Raw genomic sequence first — 18,988 nt, forward strand, 5'->3', positions numbered from 1 at the left:
AAAATCGTCATTCCGCCGCGATCGTTTCAACATGCCCGAGTGTACGACGCGTGCGGATAAGGCAGGCGCAACGCAGCAGCGATGTAAAATTGCGGGCCTCGCCGCGAAGCTGCAGCACTTCCGAGTGCAGTCTGGACACAAACGCCGGCGTGGTGACACCTTCGCTCGCTGCAATCTCATCGACGATCTGCCAGAATGAGCGCTCAAGGCGAATGCTCGTGCTCTGCCCGTTCAGCCGAAGGCGCCTTGTCTCCGGCTCATAGTCAGCGGGATCCTGTCCTGCGAAAATCTCACACATGCCTAACCTCCCGATTTTTATAATTGGGACAGCAATGATGTGCTCACCGGTATGAAACGCAAGTCCATGCAGGACAAGGGAGGCGCATGTTGCCGCCGCATCGGCAATGGGACCGCAAAAATCTGCGGACTTTCAATCATCCGACACGCTTTTATGGAACATCACCTTTGCCCTGATTGCAAGAATTTGAGACAAGAAAGCGCTCTTGCGAAGCTTACCCATAGGGATTTTTAGGCCCCCGGTCGTCTGAGAGGCTCCGTCGGCCTTTCAGAACCAGTGCCTCGATCGCGTCGGCCAGATGGATTTCCTGGATGTTGTAGTCCCCCCGCGCTACCCGGAGTTTGTGGGCCTCCAGCATGACCTCGCCGTGAGAAACCCCTTCCGGTGGTTCGAAACGATAGGAAGCAAGCTCGATCAGGAAGCCGAGCGGGTCGCGAAAGTAGATGGAATCCATGAAACCACGGTCCTTCGGACCACTATGGCCAACGCCTCTCTCGTCAAGACGCGCCGCTATCTGCCGAAAGCTCGCTTGTGAGACGTTGAGAGCCAGATGGTGCACGCAGCCAATAGACTGGGAAACGGACGAAGCATCAGCCTTGCGGCTTTCATCGGTAAAGATGGTGATCAACCGGCCGTCGCCCGGATCAAAATAGAGGTGGCTTTCATCGGAGTTGTCCAGATTGGGCTGTTCAAACACGAAGGGCATTCCCAACATGCCTTCCCAGAAGTCGATGGATGTCTGCCGGTCGGCACCAACGAGCGTGATATGATGCACCCCCTGCGTCTGGATCTTTCTCATGACTGCTCTCCCGATTTGGTGGAAATCTCTTCCTGTCTGGCTATACCGTGCAAGTAAGACACGGCAAGTCGTCAGCCTGTAAACAGTCTGTCTTCTCCCCGCAGCGGACAGTAGCTGCCCTTTCCAATTCCGGCAAAACGGGTATTGTCTGTACGATCTGCTGCCGCTCGCCGCTCGGAACGCCACAGCGCCCTCTGCTGGTCATGCGCATGAAACCGCCAAGGAAGCACCATGAACAAGCCCCCTAGCTCTGAAGCCGGGGACGCTGATCCGTCTTCATCAAATTCCAGATCAGATCCAACTGATGGCAATTCGGCTTTCCCAAAATCCGAAAAGGGCGCTGACGAAAGCGCTGATGTTTTCTCTGCGACGCGCATTGGCCAGCGGATCGCAGCCCTGCCCGCCAACACCATCGGCGCGCTCTGGATCCTGCAAGCAGCCTTTCTTTTCACCATCATGTCGACGCTGATCAAGCTGGCGGGCAGCGATCTGGGCGTGTTCCAGATTCTGGCAGTCCGTCAGGCCGTGATGGTGCTTATTGTCGCGCCACGGATCCTTCGCGGTCTGCCAACCTCGCTGGCCACCAAACGTCCGGATCTGCAGGTCGCCCGCATCATCTTCGCCACAACGGCCATGCTTTGCGGCTTCACCGCCATTATTGAACTGCCTCTCGCCGATGTCACAGCACTCAGCTTTTCAAAGACTTTCTTTCTCACGATCTTCGCTATCGCCTTCCTGGGCGAAACCGTCGGCATCCATCGCTGGGGCGCCACGATCGTCGGCTTTCTCGGTGTGTTGTTGATGTTGCGTCCTGAAGGGGACGGGTTCATCGACCCCTTTGCGCTGCTGGCAATCATAGGCGCAGCCTGCGCGGGACTGGTCATGGTCATCTTGCGCATCCTGACGAAGACCGACAGCCCGACGACCATCCTTACCTATCAGGCAGTCTTCGTAGGCCTGATCATGGCGGGTCCGGCGATCTACACCTGGAAGGCGCCAAGCCTGGAGGAATGGGGCCTTCTCATCATGATCGGCGTGGTCTCCTGGGCCGCTCAGATGTCCAACATCAAGGCTTTCCGAGCCGGAGAAGCAACCGCCATCGCGTCTCTGGATTATACCCGCCTGCTTTATGCCACCATCATTGGTGCCCTGGTCTTCAGCCAGTGGCCCAGTGTCGAAACACTCATCGGTGCAGGCATCATCATCGCCGCGTCCATGTACACGGTCAGGCGTGAAGCCGTGCGCGGACGCCAGCTCGCCCGCGCTGCCGAAGGACGCGGCTACAACAACTGACTAGAACCGGCCAGAGATCTAGCCTCTAGTAGCCATTGAAGCGAACGGTTCCTAGCTTGGTGACGTCATAGCCGCCAAGTTGATCAGCCTTGGCGGCGAGGCTGCTGGAGCGCGCAAAGGCCAGAAGTTTCTGGAACGGAGCTTCGAAGTAATCACGGCGGCCGACCAGAAGGTCGAACCTTTCCTCGCACACAGGCAGAAATTCGAGTCGGCTCTGGCGTGCTGCGGTTTCCAATCCGAACGCGGCATCCGCCTCGCCCGAAAAGACCGCAAGAGCCGCCTCGCGCTCGTCGCGAACCAATGGCCCGTCCTGGACAACAGTACTCGGATCGATGCCCATCTCTCCCAGTTTCCGCTGCAGCAGGACATGACTTCCGGCGGCTTCCTGGCGGCGGGTCAGCCGGCGGCCGACCATATCCGTCAGGCTTCGGATCTTCAGAGGGTTGCCGGCTGGCAGGATCAGCCCGCGGCGACGCTTGGCCCACTCAATCAGCACGACAGGTTTGAAGGAAAAATGGCGGTCGACCTGTTCATTATTCCAGTTGTCGCCTTCGCTGTCGGGAACATGCATCGCAGCAGCAATGCCTTGCTTTCCGGCAAATCGCTTGATGCCATCCAGACTGCCGTCAAAAAGACTGGCAAGTCCTGAGCCCGACTCCCGCAGAGCCCACTCCAGCAGGGGATCATGGCTGCCAAGCACGACCTGCGGGCGTTCGGCCTCATCTTCCGCCGCATCGCCGGCCCGGTCGATCCAGGCCAGAACGGCATCACGGGGGAACAGAAGTTTACCGGTGGCCCGGCTGTGCGGAACATCGCCGGTTGCCGCCAGATCATAGACCTTGCGCTCCTTGACCCGGATCAGATCAGCCAATTCACGGGTCGTCAGATAGCGCGGCAGATCTTCCAGCATGTATTCACTCGCCTTCGAAGGTCGGTTCGGGACACCTTGTCGGTACCCCGAACCGCATCAACAGGCAAGCAGCAGCTTTCCGCAAGGACGGTCAGGCGGTTGCGGCCAGCTCGGCCCGTTTGGCCATTTCCTCCTCGACGAGTTCCTTCTTCGACAATTTGCCGACCATTGTTTTGGGCAATTCGCTACGGAACTCGACCTCACGCGGCAGTTCGATGGTCGAAAGGTGATCCTTCAGGAACTCTTTCAAGTCCGTGGCACTCACATCGGCCCCGTCCTTCAACTTGACGAAAGCCTTGGGTGACTGACCGCGGTAGGGGTCAGGAATCGCGATCACGATGCACTCATCGACCGCCTCATGCTGGTAAACCGCCTCCTCGATCACCCGAGGATAAACGTTGTATCCCGAGCAAATGATGAGATCCTTGATTCGGTCGACTAGATAGATGAAGCCATCCTCATCCTGATACCCGACATCCCCGGTGTGAAGAAAACCGTTCTCAATGGTTTGCTCGGTCTCATCAGGGCGCTTCCAGTAGCCCAGCATGACCTGGGGCCCCTTGAGGCAAAGCTCGCCCTTTTCGCCCGGCGCGGCGTCCTTGCTGAGGTCTTCCAGGTCGCAAAACCGTGCCTGTGTGCCCGGAACAAGACGGCCAATGGATCCGGCAACGCTTGTGCGGTCGAGCGGGTTGACCGCAGCGACAGGAGAAGATTCCGTCAGTCCATACCCCTCAACCAGAATACAGCCGGTCAGTTTCTCAAAGTTGCTCTTGACCTCGACAGGCAGCGGCGCACCTCCGGAAAGACAGAGTTTGATCGACGTCAGATCGTACTTTTTCGTCAAAGGAGAATTGTTGATGGCGGTAAACAAGGTCGGCACGCCCGGGAACAGGGTCACGTTCTTGCGCTTTGCCGCATCAAGCAGGGATTTCAACTCGAATCGGGGCTGAAGCACCATTTCAGCGCCCAGAACGACTGCCAGATTCTGCGCCACTGTCATCGCAAAGACGTGAAAAAACGGCAGGACGCAGAGCATCTTTTCCTTGCCCTTCTCCGCTTTTTCGAAGACGCATCGCATCTGTTCGATGTTGGCCGCCAAATTGCGATGAGTCAGCATCGCTCCCTTGGGAACACCTGTCGTACCGCCCGTGTATTGCAGCACTGCAATATCCGTTTCCGGATTGATCTTCACTGGCGTTGCCTTGCCGGGAACGGCTTGAAGATCCTCAAAGCGAATATGGGTAGCGTCATCGGGAATCGAGGCCACTTCCTTGCGCTTGAACAGGCTGAAGAGCAGCTTCTTGGGTTGCGGCAAGATCGCGGTCATCGGGCAAACGATGATCTTGTCCAGAACGTTTTCCTGGCGAATAGCCTCGACCTTGTCGTAAATCTGGCAGAGATCCATGGTGACCATGATGCGCACGTCAGCATCACGCGCCTGAAACGCCAACTCACGCTCCACATACAGCGGATTGAAGTTCACGACGGTGCCGCCGATCTTCAGGATCGCGAAGTAGAACACGGTATAATAGGGCGTGTTCGGCAGACACAGGCCAACATGAACCCCGGGTTTCACACCCATTGACTGCAGGCCAGCTGCCGTTTTTTCGACCATCTCGCCGTACTCACGATAGGTCCAGACCTTGCCGAGAAAGTCGGCTGCAGGGCTGTCGCCCAGTGTCTTGATCGTGTCTTCGAGATATTCGTGCACCGGGCGCGGCGTGAACGCCTCGCACCATTCCTCCGCAGTCGTCATGGCGATCTCCAACTCGCTCGTTTTATTCACACCTGACGACCGGCGCTCCCCTTAAGCACAAAGTCCTTCCAATGGAACGACCGTGTTGCTTCCTCCTCGCGGAACTGCCCTATGTCAGGCGAGGCCATTTCGTGGCCTTCTGCCTCATGAATTGCACATACGCTTCCGTAAACGTCAACTCACGACGTAACGACACCCCCCCAAGTTTTTTTGGTTTTAAAGGCATCAATTAGGATTTTCGGAAATTTGGCCGTCTCAGATCCCTATCTGGTGATTGACTAGCGCTTTGGCCAGTTCCATCGAGGCAGATCGACGTTATCGATGACTGTTTCGCCCAATTCCTTGCGCAATTCATAGCGCAGGCACCCATCACAGCTCGCAAGCTGATCGGCAAGCTCATGAGCATGGGTCACCAGTATGACCTGCGTCTTCTCGGCCGCAGTCGCCACCAGACGGCCGAGAGGTTCGAGCAAACGCGGGTGCAGGCTGGTCTCAGGCTCGTTCAGCACCAGAAGCGGCGGCGGACGGGGTGTCAGCAACACCGCAATCAAAAGCAGATACCGCATAGTGCCATCGGACAACTCGGAGGTTCGCAAAGGTCGAAGCAGTCCATGCTGATACATCAGCACCTCGAACAGGCCATCCGTGACGCGTACCTCGATCCGAGACCCCGGAAAAGCGTCTTCAACAGCCTCATCAAGAAGTCTCGGATTGCCTATTTCCTGAATGGTACGCAAGGCTGCCGCCAGGTCGGCTCCATCCCCGGAAAGAGCGGTCGTGCGCGTTCCGATGCGCGGCACCCGGCCCGGAGCGTCGAGATCCGTGCGCAAGTGATCGTAAAACCGCCAGCTCCGCATCCGTTCGCGCATCACCAGGAGTTCAAGAGCATCGCGTGGGTCGGCGGCGTGGGTCATCATGCTGTCAAAGCTCGCCAGGTTCTGCATCACCGGCATGCGATGCCCCTGGCCGTTCAAGACCCGAACACTCGGCCCATTGCGGCCGGCAATCTCATTGTGCCGCGTCAGAGCTTCTCCCGCCCAGAGCGCTTCCGTCTTGATTTCAGGGTCAGAGTTGAAAAAGGACGTTTTGTCGCCAACAGGCAGGCCGAGATCAATGGCATAGCCATAGTCCTCGTCAGCAAAGCCAAGTTTGAGGCTGACCACAGACGTCCGCCGGGTTCCCTGAACCGGAACCTCACCGCTTTTCATAGTGCGCGAAATAATCTCCGGCCCCGCCCACAAGGTAGACGTCAGCCCGCCCTCGCGCGCAAGGGAAGATATCGCTCGTCCCTGGGCGACATCCGCAAGCAAGCGAATTGAGCGATAGAGACTTGATTTGCCACAGCCGTTCGCGCCCGTGACCACCGTGACCCGATCAAGCGGCAGCACCAGATCGCGAAGGGATCGATATCCCGAAACGGCAAAGCTCAGGATCATGAGGCCTTGTCAATCAACTTGAAGGCATTGACGTCAAACAATCCGAAATCCGTGATCTTGAGATGCGGAATGACCGGAAGCGGAAGGAAGGCGACCTGCAGGAAAGGCTCAGGGAGAACACACCCGAGATCCTTCGCGGCCACGCGGAGCGCTTCCAACTGGGCCTTAACCACCTCGAAAGGCTCTAAGCTCATGAGACCGGCCAACGGCAACGCCATTTCCGCATCGATGCCCTCGTCGCTGGCCACGACAAATCCGCCCTTCAATTCGATCACGCGATTGACCGCTTTGGCCATGGCGACTTCGCTCGCCCCGACAACGCAGATGTTGTGGCTGTCGTGGCCAACCGATGAGGCAATGGCACCTTGTTTCAAGCCAAAGCCTGAAACGAAAGCGCATCCGATGTTGCCGGTCTGCCTGTGGCGCTCGACAACAGCCACCTTCAACGCGTCTTGCTTCAGGTCGATCTGCGCGAGTCCATCGGCTTCGGGCAAATTCATTTTGAGATGTTCGGTGATAATCCGGCCCGGAACCACACCGATGACGTCGGCTTCTCCAGCCTTGGCCTGAACCCAGAACGCTTCTGCCGCGACGGGCGTCGCCTTGACGCTGTCGAGACCGACAGGGGCAACAATTTTCCGCTTGTCGAACCGGGAGGCCTCCACCGGGCGACCACCGCCAACAACCGAACTGACGCGGCAATCGTCGAAATCATCCAGAAGCACGAGATCTGCGCGCCAACCTGGCGCGATCATGCCTCTGTCCTTGAGGCCAAAAGCCGTTGCAGCGGACCAGCTCGCGGCGCGATACGCATCGAGCGGGCGGATGCCCTTGGCGATCAGTCGCCGGATCATGCTGTCCAGATGGCCTTCTTCGGCAATATCCAGCGGATTACGATCATCCGTACAAAGCGCAACAAAGGCAGACACATCCGGCTGAAGGATTGGCGCCAATGCATCCAGATCCTTTGAGACAGAGCCTTCCCGGATCAGGATCGTCATCCCTTTCGAGAGTTTCTCAAGCGCTTCCTCTGCTGTCGTCGCCTCATGATCCGTGCGAATGCCGGCTGCCAGATAGCCATTCAATGCCATTCCGCCGAGCAGTGGCGCATGACCATCAATGTGCCCACCCTGAAAGGCCTCGAGCTTGGCGAGCACTTTCGGGTCCCGCGCCAACACTCCGGGAAAATTCATGAACTCCGCCAGACCAATGACCTTTGGATGATCGCGCAAGGGCAGCAGATCTTCGATTTCGAGACAGGCTCCCGCCGTCTCGAAGGCTGTCGCGGGCACACAGGAGGACAGGTTCACACGAAGATCCATCACCGTCTCGAGCGAGCTCTCGAGGAAATAGCGGATCCCCTCAGTCCCCAGCACATTGGCAATCTCATGAGGATCACATATGGCCGTCGTCACACCGTGGGGCAGCACACATCGATCGAACTCGAAAGGTGTCACCAGCGACGACTCCACATGAAGGTGCGTGTCGATGAAACCCGGAACCACAACCCGGCCCTCGGCGTCAATCTCCCGGCTGCCTTCGTAGGCACCCTGTGTTCCGACGATGCGGTCTCCGACAATCCCGATATCCGTTTCAAGGGTTGATCCATCCAGAACGGAGAACACCCGAGCGTTCTTGATGACGAGATCACAAGGCACCTCCCCTGCCCCTGCGGCGATTGCCTTGGCGAGAAACTCCGCGCCGTGCTCTGCTTGCCCTTCGGACATGGTCAACTCCGATGATTGTGCGCGTTCGCAACGCTGATTTCACATGACCGGCATTCTAAAGCGGTGATTGACACCAACGCAAAGGCTGACCGGACAAGAGCCAGCTCCGTGCACAAGAGACGGCAAATCGTTTCTTTTCGAGCGTAAATGCTGTCTTTCAAGAAAGAAAAAGATCAGCCGACTTTGAAAGCGCCTAAAAGTCGACGAAAACCCAAGATAAATCATTTAGCGAAAAATACTAAATTACAACAACTTAATGCGGCGCATCGTTCAATATATGCGCCGCGTCATAACTTTCAAATTGACAAGTCGGGCTTTTTCAAAATAATTAAATCAACAATAATTAATAATCTTTGCCATGCACCCCATCGACAATGGCACCTTGTTTTCCGCGTCGTACGGCCCGCTCGTGCCTGAAGACGCGGAAAACGTTCATCTTGCGGGAGTTCTGTTTCGTTGGCCCTGACCCGACCTAAGGCCCGAGGCTCCAATTCGGCGCAGCTCCGCCGTTACAACGAGCGTATTGTCCTGCAAATTCTACGACGCGTTCAAAAAGCTTCAAAGGCAGATTTGGCGAGAGCAGCCAAGCTCACAAATGCAGCCGTCGGCGCAATCATTCAATCGCTGGCGCAAGACGGCCTGATTGAGGAAATAGGCAAGCATCATGGCGGAGGCCGGGGCCAACCTGCCACCCTCCTCCGGCTGGCCGCCAGAGGAGCCTTTGGCTTCGGCGTCCGCATCGACCGTACCAACCTGGAGACTGTTCTCGTTGACTTTGAGGGCAAGCTCATCGGCCGCAGTACGCACGATATTATTTTGCCCGCTCCCGAAGCCGCACTGGAGCTCATCAGCAAGGATCTAGAGAACCTGATGAGCCTGCTCAGCGAGGAGGAAAGAAGCAGGGTTACAGGGATTGGCCTGGCCCAGCCTTTCAATCTCGGCGCCTGGCTCCATGAACTCGGACTTCCCGAAGCAAACTTCAAGCTTTGGGACGACTTTGATATGGCTGCGGCAATGGAAAACGCCACCGGGCTCCCGGTCTTTCGCGAAAACGACGGCACTGCGGCAACAGTGGCCGAGGTCTTTTACGGGCACGGCCGCCAGCGCGACGATTTCCTCTACCTCTTTATCGGACCGGCAATTGGCGGCGGGCTGTGTATCGGCGGCGACGTCATACGCGGGAGCGCTGGAAATGCCGGCGATGTGGCGATGATACCGGTCCCCCCAAGCACGTTGTCGACCGCGCCCGAACCAAAGAAGGCCTGGGATCTTCTTTTGACGCGCGCCTCGCTCGTTGCACTTGATCGGCACCTGGCGCCAGACAGTTTCCCCAGCAATGGTCGCCTCGACTTGCAGGCAGCATTCGACCGGGATGATCCGCTGGCCGCAGAATGGCTGGATGATTGCGTCGCCGCCTTGACCCATGCGATCAGCATGGCTCTGGCGCTCCTGGATGTGCCACGCGTGATTATAGATGGAGACCTCAACGGCGTATTCAGCGAGCGATTGGCAAACGCGCTGCAAGTTGCGCTGGCAGAAGCGGCTCCGGAAGCCCGATCAACACCAGAGTTGTTGTTCGGCAGCTTTGGTCAGGATGCAGGTGCGATCGGCGCAGCCAGCCTGCCAATGTTCTTCAATTTCTCGCCGCGCGCATCAATCTTGACCGGTGGCGAGCCCAAAAGACCGGCCGGAGCGATTCCACGAGAAGACTCTGTTCAAGGGTCTGGCAAGAGCCATCAGACAGAACGATATGCGGTAACCGCCCCACGTCCCTAGCAAGATCGCTTGACGGAAAGTTTCGCATGCAGGAGTGTCCGCCAAACGCAATCATGTTATATTTTCTTTGGATCCCGAAAAAAATCAGGATCAGGATGCAAAAAACATGATCCGCTTGCTGACAGGACGATTAAACCGATTTAAAAACTCGAAAAGAATTCAAATCAAGGACCGCACGCATGGCAGTACGCGTCATAGAAGTCGATGAGTTCGACTTGGTTGTCTTCGGAGCATCTGGAGACCTTGCCCATCGCAAGCTGATCCCCGCGCTTTACCATCGTTGCAGCGATGGTCAGCTGCCTGAGAATGCCCGGATCATCGCCTCTTCCCGCCGCAAGTATTCCGATGATGACTACAGGGCGTGGGCGCGAGAGGCACTCAACGAGCACGTCGGCGATGTTGACGAGGCCGCACTCGAGGTTTTCCTTGCCCGCCTTCACTATGTCACCATCGATATTGCGTCCGGCGAAGGTTGGAATGATCTCAAGACCGTCCTGGATGAACGCCCGGATGTTATCCGCGCGTTCTACCTTGCCGTTGGACCGGATCTCTTCGGAACCATCTGCAAGAGCATCGGTGACGCTGGCCTGGTGACCGACAAGACGCGCGTCGTGATTGAAAAGCCGATCGGCAAGGACGGCGCATCTGCCAAGACGCTGAATGACAACGTCGGCGGTGTCTTCGATGAACACCAAATCTTCCGCATCGACCACTATCTGGGCAAGGAAACGGTGCAGAACCTTATGGCGTTGCGCTTTGCCAACGCCCTCTTTGAACCGCTTTGGAACGCTGCGCATATCGATCATGTGCAGATCACCGTTGCTGAATCTCTGGGAACCGGAGGCCGCGCGGGCTACTACGATACTGCCGGCGCCTTGAGGGATATGGTTCAAAACCACATACTGCAGCTGCTTTGCCTCGTGGCCATGGAGCCACCTGAATCCATGAACGCCGACAGCGTTCGCGATGAAAAGCTCAAGGTGCTGAAAGCCCTTGCACCGATCACGGAAGCCACCGCAGACAAATTGACGGTACGCGGACAGTACAAGGCCGGAGCTTCCGCCGGTGGCGCTGTGCCGGGCTACCTGGAAGAACTGGGCCGAGACGACAGCACCACGGAGACTTTTGTCGCGCTGAAAGCCGAGATCGCCAACTGGCGATGGGCCGGCGTCCCGTTCTATTTGCGAACGGGCAAGCGACTGGCCCAGCGCGTTTCGGAAATCGTGGTGCAGTTCCGTCCGATCCCGCACTCGATCTTCGACGAGGAAGCTGGCACCATTTCGGCCAACAGGCTGATCATCCGCCTGCAGCCCGACGAAGGCGTGCAGATGAAGGTGATGATCAAGGATCCCGGTCCTGGCGGCATGCGCCTGCGCGAAGTCCCGCTCGACATGAGCTTTGCCGACGCGTTCAAGGTCCGTAATCCGGACGCATACGAGCGCCTGATCATGGATGTCATCCGCGGCAACCAGACCCTCTTCATGCGCCGCGATGAAGTGGACGCGGCTTGGGCATGGGTCGATCCGATCCTCGCCGCATGGGCCAACTCCAAGGAAACGCCACGCGGCTACACCGCAGGCACCTGGGGACCATCGGCCTCCATCGCGCTTGTAGAGCGTGACGGCCGCACATGGGCTGAAGACGGACTTTGACAGCACGCCCGGCCGGCCATGCGTCAGGCCGGGCATTTCCCAAGACGGGACGTCCGTCGAGATTTGTATTGTTGTGACATTTCCAGGTCATACTGCGATGCGAATTTCAATCGATTGAAAAGAAATGCCAAAGGACCGAGCCCGCTCCTTTCTTTGGTTCAACGCCGCCGTCGACCAACTCGTCACCTGAGGATCATCGACACCCCAAAGCGGACAAGAAGGATGTAAAGACATGACGATCCAAGCACGTATCGGCGAAGTGACCGAACGTATCGCCAGGCGCAGTCATGACAGCCGCTCGATCTACCTTGAGCGCATCCGTGCAGCTGCAGACAAGGGGCCCCAGCGGTCGCGTCTGGCCTGTGGCAACCTGGCCCACGGCTTTGCGGCCTGCGCTCCAGGTGACAAGGCAGCGCTCTCGGGTGATGTCGTCCCGAACCTTGGCATCATCACCGCCTACAACGACATGCTTTCGGCTCATCAACCCTATGAGCGTTATCCGGATTTGATCCGCCAGGCGGCCCACGAAATCGGCGCTGTGGCTCAGGTCGCAGGTGGTGTGCCAGCCATGTGCGACGGCGTCACCCAGGGTCAGGAGGGCATGGAGCTGTCGCTCTTTTCGCGCGACATCATCGCCATGTCAGCCGCAGTTGGCCTTTCGCACCAGATGTTCGACGCAGCCGTTTTCATGGGCATTTGCGACAAGATCGTTCCCGGCCTTCTGATTGCCGCCCTGTCATTTGGACATCTGCCTGCAATCTTCATCCCGGCCGGGCCAATGACGACAGGCATCTCGAACGACGAGAAGGCCAAGACGCGCCAGCTCTATGCCGAAGGCAAGGTCGGCCGCGCTGAATTGCTCGAATCTGAATCAAAGTCATATCACGGTCCAGGCACCTGCACCTTTTACGGTACGGCCAACTCCAATCAGATGCTGATGGAAATCATGGGCCTGCATATGCCCGGAGCGTCTTTCGTAAACCCGGGCACGCCATTGCGCGAAGCACTGACCCGCGAAGCAGCCAAGCGAGCACTCTCAATCACGGCGCTAGGCAATGAATTCACACCGGTCGGCGAAGTCATCGACGAGAAAGCGGTCGTCAATGGCGTGATTGGCCTTCATGCCACCGGCGGGTCCACCAACCACACCATGCACCTGGTTGCCATGGCCTATGCCGCTGGCATCAAGTTGACCTGGGATGACATATCCGAACTCTCGGACGTTGTTCCGCTTCTGGCGCGAGTATACCCGAACGGCAAGGCTGATGTGAACCATTTCCAGGCAGCGGGTGGACTTGGCTTTCTGATCCGTGAGCTGCTCAGCGAAGGCTATCTGCATCAGGATGTGAAGACGGTGAACGGCACGGACCTCTCCGGCTACACCGTCGAGGCCAGCCTGGACAGCACCGGCAATGTCATTCGCACTCCTGTTCCAGAAACCTCGGGCGACGAGAATGTCGTTGCGCCTTTCGCGAAAGCGTTCTCCCCCAACGGTGGACTGAAGGTACTGACAGGCAATCTGGGCAAGGCTGTCATCAAGATCTCGGCAGTCGCCAAGGAACGCCATATCATCGAGGCACCAGCCCGTGTCTTCCATTCCCAGGAGGACTTCCTGGCTGCGTTCTCCAACAAGGAATTCACTGGCGATGTGGCGGCCGTCGTGCGCTTCATGGGCCCCAAGGCCTGCGGCATGCCCGAGCTGCACAAGCTGACACCGGCTCTTGGCATTCTGCAGGACCGCGGACACAAGGTGGCGCTGATCACTGATGGCCGCATGTCGGGCGCTTCGGGCAAGATCCCCGCTGCCATCCACTTGACCCCGGAAGCGGCGGACGGCGGCCCTGTGGCTCTCATTCGCGACGGAGACATGATCCGCGTTGATGCGATCACCGGTGAGCTTGCGGTGATGGTCGAGGACGCAGAGCTAGCAGCACGCACACCCGCAACACAGGATATGTCGGCTCATCATGCTGGCGTTGGACGCGATCTCTTTGCAGCGTTCCGCGCCAACGTGGGAAGCGCCGACACCGGGGCACATGTCTTTGACGCCTAGACACAGCGACCGTCCTGCCATCATCCGGCTTGATGAAACCGGACGTATTGGCGAATGGCCGCGATACAGATAGAAACCGGTAAACACCGGAACCGAGGAATGAAAATGCCGCAAAATATTGCCCTGATCGAACGTGTCATGACTGCAGCTCCGGTGGTACCGGTCCTGGTGATCGAGGACCCGGCGAAAGCCGTTCCAATGGCAGAAGCGCTGGTGCGTGGCGGCCTCCCGTCCATCGAAATCACCCTGCGCACGCCCCGCGCCCTGGAAGCCATCAAGCTGGTCGCGGACAATGTGGAAGGCGCCATCCCAGGCGCCGGCACGGTTCTCGATCAGGCACAATATGAAGCAGCTGTCGCTGCCGGCAGCCAGTTCATCGTCTCACCGGGCGCAACTACGAAACTTCTCGACATCGCCGAACAGAGCGATGTGCCACTGCTGCCCGGCGCGGCGACCTCCTCCGAAGTGATGGCGCTTTTGGAGCGTGGCTATGAGCGCCTCAAGTTCTTCCCTGCGGAACAGGCAGGCGGCGCGTCTTACCTGAAATCCCTGTCCTCCCCGCTGGCCGCGGCAAAGTTCTGCCCCACCGGCGGCGTAAGCCTCGAAAAGGCACCAGGTTATCTGTCCCTGCCAAATGTGCTTTGCGTTGGAGGGTCCTGGATCGCAGATGCCAAGGCGATTGCGGCAGAAGACTGGACAGGCATCGAAGAACGCGCCCGCGCTGCAGCGGCCCTAAGTGCCTGAGTGCCTGAGTGCCTGAAAAAGCACTCGGCGATCGCAAATGACGACAAGGGCCCGGTCAAATGATCGGGCTTTTTCTGTTTATCCAATTCAGCGCGACAAACTCTAACCGATGGATTCAGGAGCATCCCAAAGCAGCCGCAGGCCGGCAAAACTCGCATTTCGCCATGCAAATTCGCCAAGCACCGGCTTGTCGAAGTTCTTCAGGTTTAGGACCACGTCTTCAGGAAGAGCGGTCAGACCTTTTGCGCTGACCCGGCAACCATTTTGCCCGGCATCAACGATCATGCCGGAGATCTCGGTCACTCCGCCACGGTCCGAGATCGTAACCGGAATGGACACCTGATTGCGTCGTTCGCGGCGCTTGTCCTGAACCACGGCTTCCTGTTTTGGGAAAATGACCGAGGCGACATGGCCTTTGACTGCTGTGACAGTGCCGCGAATAAGCTTGGACTTTTCCTCGACCCGGATACCAATATTCTTTCTCAGGTCGTTTGCGTCCTCGGAGGTCAGGCTACAGCCCCATTGACTGACGTTGGACAGGACCGCTTTGACACAGGTGAGATTGTCAAAGTCAATCGCCAAGACGTCAACCTTGGCATCAGGTTGATCCTGCATATGCTCCAAGCCGTGGGTCATGTCTGACTGCTCTCCTTCACTTAGGCGAGCATGCCAGAGCACGGTTTCCAGTCGTTTAAGCCTGGCGTGTTTTTGCAGCTTTTATGACGTTTTATTTGGAGATTTCGGCTGATCCATCGCCTACGGCGGCCTACAGCTCTGCAAGTACTGCGAGAACGACGACCATCAGCATCGAAAGAGCCATCCCGACGTTGATCGCAAAGTGGGTGCGTTCGTCGAGATCGAGCCGGTGCAGATAGATCCCGGCGGCAAGCCACGCAAGGTGGACAGGAATCCAGATCGCATTGATCATGATAAATTTCAGTACCGTCTCCGTCATCAGGCTGTCCGGCCAGAAGCCGAAGCCTGTAAACAGCGCAGTATTGACCGCATAGGCCTTCGGATTAATCGCCTGTAGAGCCAATCCGCCAAGAATGCCTGGTGACCGCTCGGAATGAACGAAGGCAATGCGTGTTCCCGAAAACGCAATCTTTAGCGCCAGGTACAAAAGATAAGCCCCCGACGCCCACATCAGGGCGTCGCGCACGATCGGGATCGAAAAGACGACCGCGGCCAGTCCGGAAACCACCGCCAGGGCGACCATGTTGGTTCCCAGGAACAATCCGATCAGATACCGCAATCCCGCAGAACGGCCGAAACCTGACCCCACACCTGCTATTGAAAGCACGCCGGGTCCAGGCGTTATAAGGAGAAAGAAAACAGCGGCAAGAAAGGTAAGCATGAGCCGGTGATATCGACCTTTCTTTTCCGGATCAATCAGGCCCCGGGCAAAAGTGTTTGAGCCGCAGAACCTTCACTTTGGCGATCATATGCTCATTCAATTGCCTTGTGATCATCGCATCGAGCCAACTGGAAAGACCTTGAGATTTCAACGTCGTTTCGAGACCGCGTGGAAACTCCGGCGCTGCAATGCCAACCTGGCCACCACCAGGTTGAATGTTGAGGGTTGATGCATTTATCGGAACTGCAGTTACGGATGACCATTCAACCTGTGCTATGGCCTTGCCATCAAGGTCGATTTGCTCCACATCCTCATTTAAATCGTTTTAACGCAGGAGTGCTCCATGGCTCAGTCCTCTCTCTTTGAAAAGCTGGCAGCTCATGCCGCTACATTTGAAGATCGTTCTTTGCGGACCCTGTTCGCTCAGGATCCCGAGCGCTTCGCCAAATTGTCGGTCAAGCACGACGATCTCCTGATCGACTTCTCCAAGACATTGCTGGACGACACCGCGCTCGACCTGCTGATCGAGCTCGCTGAGGCCAGCAATGTGGCTGAGCGCCGCAACGCCATGTTCGCCGGCGCGAAAATCAACGAGACAGAAGATCGTGCAGTGCTTCACACGGCCCTGCGCAATCGTTCGGGCGAGCCTGTCCTGGTCGACGGCCATGACGTCATGCCTGACGTGTTCGAGGTTTTGAACGCCATGGCCGATTTCTGCGATGGCATTCGCTCAGGCGACATCGCGGCTTCAAATGGTCAGGCATTCACCGATGTGGTCAACATCGGCATCGGCGGCTCCGATCTCGGCCCCGTCATGACCACTCTTGCGCTCTCGCCCTATCATGATGGCCCAGCACTTCACTATGTCTCCAACGTGGATGGTGCACATATCGCTGATACGCTCGCCGAGCTCGACCCCGCAACAACACTGATCATTGTCGCGTCCAAAACCTTCACCACCATCGAGACAATGACCAACGCCCAGACCGCGCGCCGGTGGATCGCGGAAACCCTGGGCGAGGAAGCCGTCGGCGATCACTTTGCTGCGGTCTCGACGGCACTCGACAAGGTCTCGGACTTCGGAATCCAGGAAGATCGGGTCTTCGGCTTCTGGGACTGGGTCGGCGGACGCTACTCAGTATGGTCCGCCATCGGCCTTCCGCTGATGATTGCAATCGGGCCTGATGCATTCAACGAGTTCCTCGATGGCGCGCACTCGATGGACCAGCATTTCGCGGAAGCACCGCTGCGCGAAAACCTGCCGGTGCTCATGGGTCTGATCGGCGTCTGGAACCGGGATGTTCTCGGCCATTCAGCCCGAGCCGTCCTGCCCTATGACCAGCGTCTTGCGCGTTTGCCGGCCTATCTCCAGCAGCTCGACATGGAATCCAACGGAAAGCGCGTGAAGCTTTCCGGCGCGCCGGTGGATCAGGAAACAGGTCCCCTGGTCTGGGGCGAACCAGGCACCAACGGCCAGCACGCATTTTACCAGTTGCTGCATCAGGGCACGACCGTGATCCCTTGCGAGTTCATTGTCGCGGCCAAAGGCCACGAGGACGATCTTGCCCATCATCACGAGATGCTGGTCGCCAATTGTCTGGCTCAATCCGAAGCTTTGATGCTGGGACGAACGCTCGAGGAAGCCAAGGCACTCCTGAAGGCTTCAGGTCTGTCCGATGCGGAGGTGGATCGCCTCGCCCCGCACAAGGTCTTTCCGGGAAACCGTCCCTCGGTCACCATCGTCCATGACCAGCTGACACCATTTTCGCTTGGCCGTTTGATCGCGCTTTACGAGCACAGGGTCTTTGTCGAAGGTGTAATCTGGGGCATCAATTCCTTCGACCAGTGGGGCGTGGAGCTCGGCAAGGAACTTGCCACCGCGCTCCTGCCGATGGTCAAGGGAGACGCCAGCGCCGAGGCAAAAGACAGCTCAACGCGAGGCCTCTTGGCAGTATTGACTGATTAAATCGGCCGCGTCGACAGCGCCGGCTCCTTGGTGAATTTGATGAAATCGGGCGCAGGACATCTGTCTTGCGCCTTATTTCGTTCGTTATTAGCAACCATATGCTGTCATCTGTGTTGGAAACGCACATGGTTTATTGCTGTTCTTTGCCAAGGGCTTTACGCTTGGGAATGAATGCAAGATGACCCGGACCGGATGATTTATCTCATGGACGGGGATGCGGAACAGACGTTTGCATATGAGTGATGTTCACTTGGGAGACTTGAAAATGAAGAAATTGATTGTGGTCGCCGCCTCGGCCCTGCTTCTCGCAGCATGCCAGTCCGACAGCCAGCGCGACCGAGCCCTCGTGGGCGGTGGCCTTGGAGCTGCCACCGGTGCAGCTATTGGTGCAGCAACCGGCAATGGTGTCGGTGGTGCCCTGGTTGGCGCAGCCATCGGCGGCGCAGGCGGTGCAATTGTTGGTTCTGCCACAACCCCGAAAAACTGCGTGGCCTACGACCGTAACGGCAATCCCTACCGTGTAGCTTGCCCATAAACCTGGTTGTCGGCTGGAGCCAACCAGGCTCCAGCCTCGCCATATCAGGGAGATTGCGTTGAAAAAACTTTTCCTTATCGGAGCATCTGTCCTTGTCTTGGCTGGCTGTCAGTCCGAAAGCCAGCGTGACCGTGCCCTTGTTGGCGGCGGTCTTGGCGCAGCGACCGGTGCGATCGTCGGCGCAGCGGCTGGAAATGGCGTCGGGCCTGCACTGGCAGGCGCAGCGATCGGCGCAGCTGGCGGCGCCATCATCGGATCGGCAACGGCACCAAAAGACTGCGTGGCCTATGACCAATACGGTCGCCCATACCGCGTCGTCTGCCCGTAAAATCTACAACCCGACAAGCGCGCTAATCCGCTGTAGACTCTGGTGATTCGAACCCCATCTACGGGAGACCTTGGATGAAGATCACCTTGATTGCGGCTGTGCTGGCCATATCCCTGACCGGCTGTGTCACAAACACGGAAAGCCAGCGCGACCGCATGCTCATAGGCGGAGGCCTTGGCGCTGCCACCGGCGCGGTCATCGGCGGCGTCGCAGGCTCGACAGCCGGCGCGGCACTCGCTGGCGCTGCTCTTGGCGCGGTCGGCGGTGGCCTGGTCGGCATCGTCACCACCCCGAGGAACTGTATTGCCCGGGACCAGGATGGCACGCCCTACAAGGTCAGATGCCCCTGACGCAGCGC

The 18,988-nt window shown here is 57.9% G+C and carries 17 protein-coding genes; 9 read left to right on the forward strand and 8 right to left on the reverse strand.

Annotated elements, in window-relative coordinates:
• Positions 1–7: 7 nt before the first annotated feature.
• Entirely contained in the window at positions 8–298 is a 291-nt protein-coding gene (locus ABJZ52_RS22970; RefSeq protein WP_153768359.1) for a ribbon-helix-helix domain-containing protein, read from the reverse strand.
• A 214-nt stretch (positions 299–512) separates the two neighbouring features.
• Positions 513–1,097, reverse strand: coding sequence for a VOC family protein (locus tag ABJZ52_RS22975; RefSeq protein ID WP_348186504.1), 585 nt, complete (start codon positions 1,095–1,097; stop codon positions 513–515).
• A gap of 231 nt (positions 1,098–1,328) precedes the next feature.
• Between ABJZ52_RS22975 and ABJZ52_RS22980 the strand changes: the two genes are divergently transcribed.
• Positions 1,329–2,390 carry a DMT family transporter gene (locus ABJZ52_RS22980; RefSeq protein ID WP_348186506.1) on the forward strand — a complete coding sequence of 354 codons (1,062 nt, stop codon included), beginning with the start codon at positions 1,329–1,331 and terminating at the stop codon, positions 2,388–2,390.
• Positions 2,391–2,415: 25 nt separating this feature from the next.
• Here ABJZ52_RS22980 and ABJZ52_RS22985 read toward each other — a convergent pair whose 3' ends face one another.
• The 4 genes from ABJZ52_RS22985 to ade all read right to left on the reverse strand — a co-directional run bounded on the left by ABJZ52_RS22985 (position 2,416) and on the right by ade (position 8,219).
• Positions 2,416–3,300, reverse strand: coding sequence for a helix-turn-helix transcriptional regulator (locus tag ABJZ52_RS22985; RefSeq protein WP_348186508.1), 885 nt, complete (start codon positions 3,298–3,300; stop codon positions 2,416–2,418).
• Between the two features lie 91 nt (positions 3,301–3,391).
• Positions 3,392–5,056: a long-chain fatty acid--CoA ligase gene (locus tag ABJZ52_RS22990; RefSeq protein ID WP_348186510.1), complete on the reverse strand. Its 1,665-nt coding sequence runs from the start codon at positions 5,054–5,056 to the stop codon at positions 3,392–3,394.
• Between the two features lie 278 nt (positions 5,057–5,334).
• On the reverse strand, positions 5,335–6,492 hold the full coding sequence (locus ABJZ52_RS22995; protein ID WP_348186512.1) for an AAA family ATPase: 1,158 nt from the start codon (positions 6,490–6,492) through the stop codon (positions 5,335–5,337).
• Positions 6,489–8,219, reverse strand: a complete 1,731-nt coding sequence (ade, locus tag ABJZ52_RS23000) for an adenine deaminase (RefSeq protein WP_348186514.1) — start codon at positions 8,217–8,219, stop codon at positions 6,489–6,491. The genes ABJZ52_RS22995 and ade overlap by 4 nt, the downstream gene beginning before the upstream one ends.
• 456 nt (positions 8,220–8,675) lie before the next feature.
• Between ade and ABJZ52_RS23005 the strand changes: the two genes are divergently transcribed.
• The 4 genes from ABJZ52_RS23005 to eda all read left to right on the forward strand — a co-directional run bounded on the left by ABJZ52_RS23005 (position 8,676) and on the right by eda (position 14,444).
• Positions 8,676–9,995: an ROK family protein gene (locus tag ABJZ52_RS23005; RefSeq protein ID WP_348186516.1), complete on the forward strand. Its 1,320-nt coding sequence runs from the start codon at positions 8,676–8,678 to the stop codon at positions 9,993–9,995.
• A 179-nt stretch (positions 9,996–10,174) separates the two neighbouring features.
• Complete coding sequence (zwf, locus tag ABJZ52_RS23010) at positions 10,175–11,647, forward strand: glucose-6-phosphate dehydrogenase (protein WP_348186518.1); 1,473 nt, start codon at positions 10,175–10,177, stop codon at positions 11,645–11,647.
• Between the two features lie 232 nt (positions 11,648–11,879).
• Positions 11,880–13,700, forward strand: a complete 1,821-nt coding sequence (gene edd, locus ABJZ52_RS23015; RefSeq protein ID WP_348186520.1) for a phosphogluconate dehydratase — start codon at positions 11,880–11,882, stop codon at positions 13,698–13,700.
• A gap of 105 nt (positions 13,701–13,805) precedes the next feature.
• A complete protein-coding gene (gene eda, locus ABJZ52_RS23020; protein WP_348186522.1) occupies positions 13,806–14,444 on the forward strand; it encodes a bifunctional 4-hydroxy-2-oxoglutarate aldolase/2-dehydro-3-deoxy-phosphogluconate aldolase in 639 nt (212 codons plus the stop codon).
• A gap of 102 nt (positions 14,445–14,546) precedes the next feature.
• Here the strand turns inward: eda and ABJZ52_RS23025 are convergent, their stop codons facing one another.
• Entirely contained in the window at positions 14,547–15,080 is a 534-nt protein-coding gene (locus ABJZ52_RS23025) for a PilZ domain-containing protein (protein WP_348186524.1), read from the reverse strand.
• A gap of 130 nt (positions 15,081–15,210) precedes the next feature.
• Positions 15,211–15,801, reverse strand: coding sequence for a LysE family transporter (locus ABJZ52_RS23030; RefSeq protein WP_348186526.1), 591 nt, complete (start codon positions 15,799–15,801; stop codon positions 15,211–15,213).
• Between the two features lie 343 nt (positions 15,802–16,144).
• Here ABJZ52_RS23030 and pgi point away from each other — a divergent pair, with 343 nt between their 5' ends.
• The 4 genes from pgi (at position 16,145) to ABJZ52_RS23050 (ending at position 18,980) form a co-directional block, all read left to right on the forward strand.
• Complete coding sequence (gene pgi, locus ABJZ52_RS23035; RefSeq protein ID WP_348186528.1) at positions 16,145–17,767, forward strand: glucose-6-phosphate isomerase; 1,623 nt, start codon at positions 16,145–16,147, stop codon at positions 17,765–17,767.
• Positions 17,768–18,032: 265 nt separating this feature from the next.
• On the forward strand, positions 18,033–18,302 hold the full coding sequence (locus ABJZ52_RS23040; protein WP_153768342.1) for a glycine zipper domain-containing protein: 270 nt from the start codon (positions 18,033–18,035) through the stop codon (positions 18,300–18,302).
• A gap of 58 nt (positions 18,303–18,360) precedes the next feature.
• Positions 18,361–18,630, forward strand: coding sequence for a glycine zipper domain-containing protein (locus tag ABJZ52_RS23045; protein ID WP_348186531.1), 270 nt, complete (start codon positions 18,361–18,363; stop codon positions 18,628–18,630).
• 74 nt (positions 18,631–18,704) lie between these two features.
• Entirely contained in the window at positions 18,705–18,980 is a 276-nt protein-coding gene (locus tag ABJZ52_RS23050; RefSeq protein WP_348186533.1) for a hypothetical protein, read from the forward strand.
• Positions 18,981–18,988 lie beyond the last annotated feature (8 nt).

The sequence above is a fragment of the Roseibium sp. genome, assembly GCF_039982295.1.
GTDB lineage: Bacteria > Pseudomonadota > Alphaproteobacteria > Rhizobiales > Stappiaceae > Roseibium.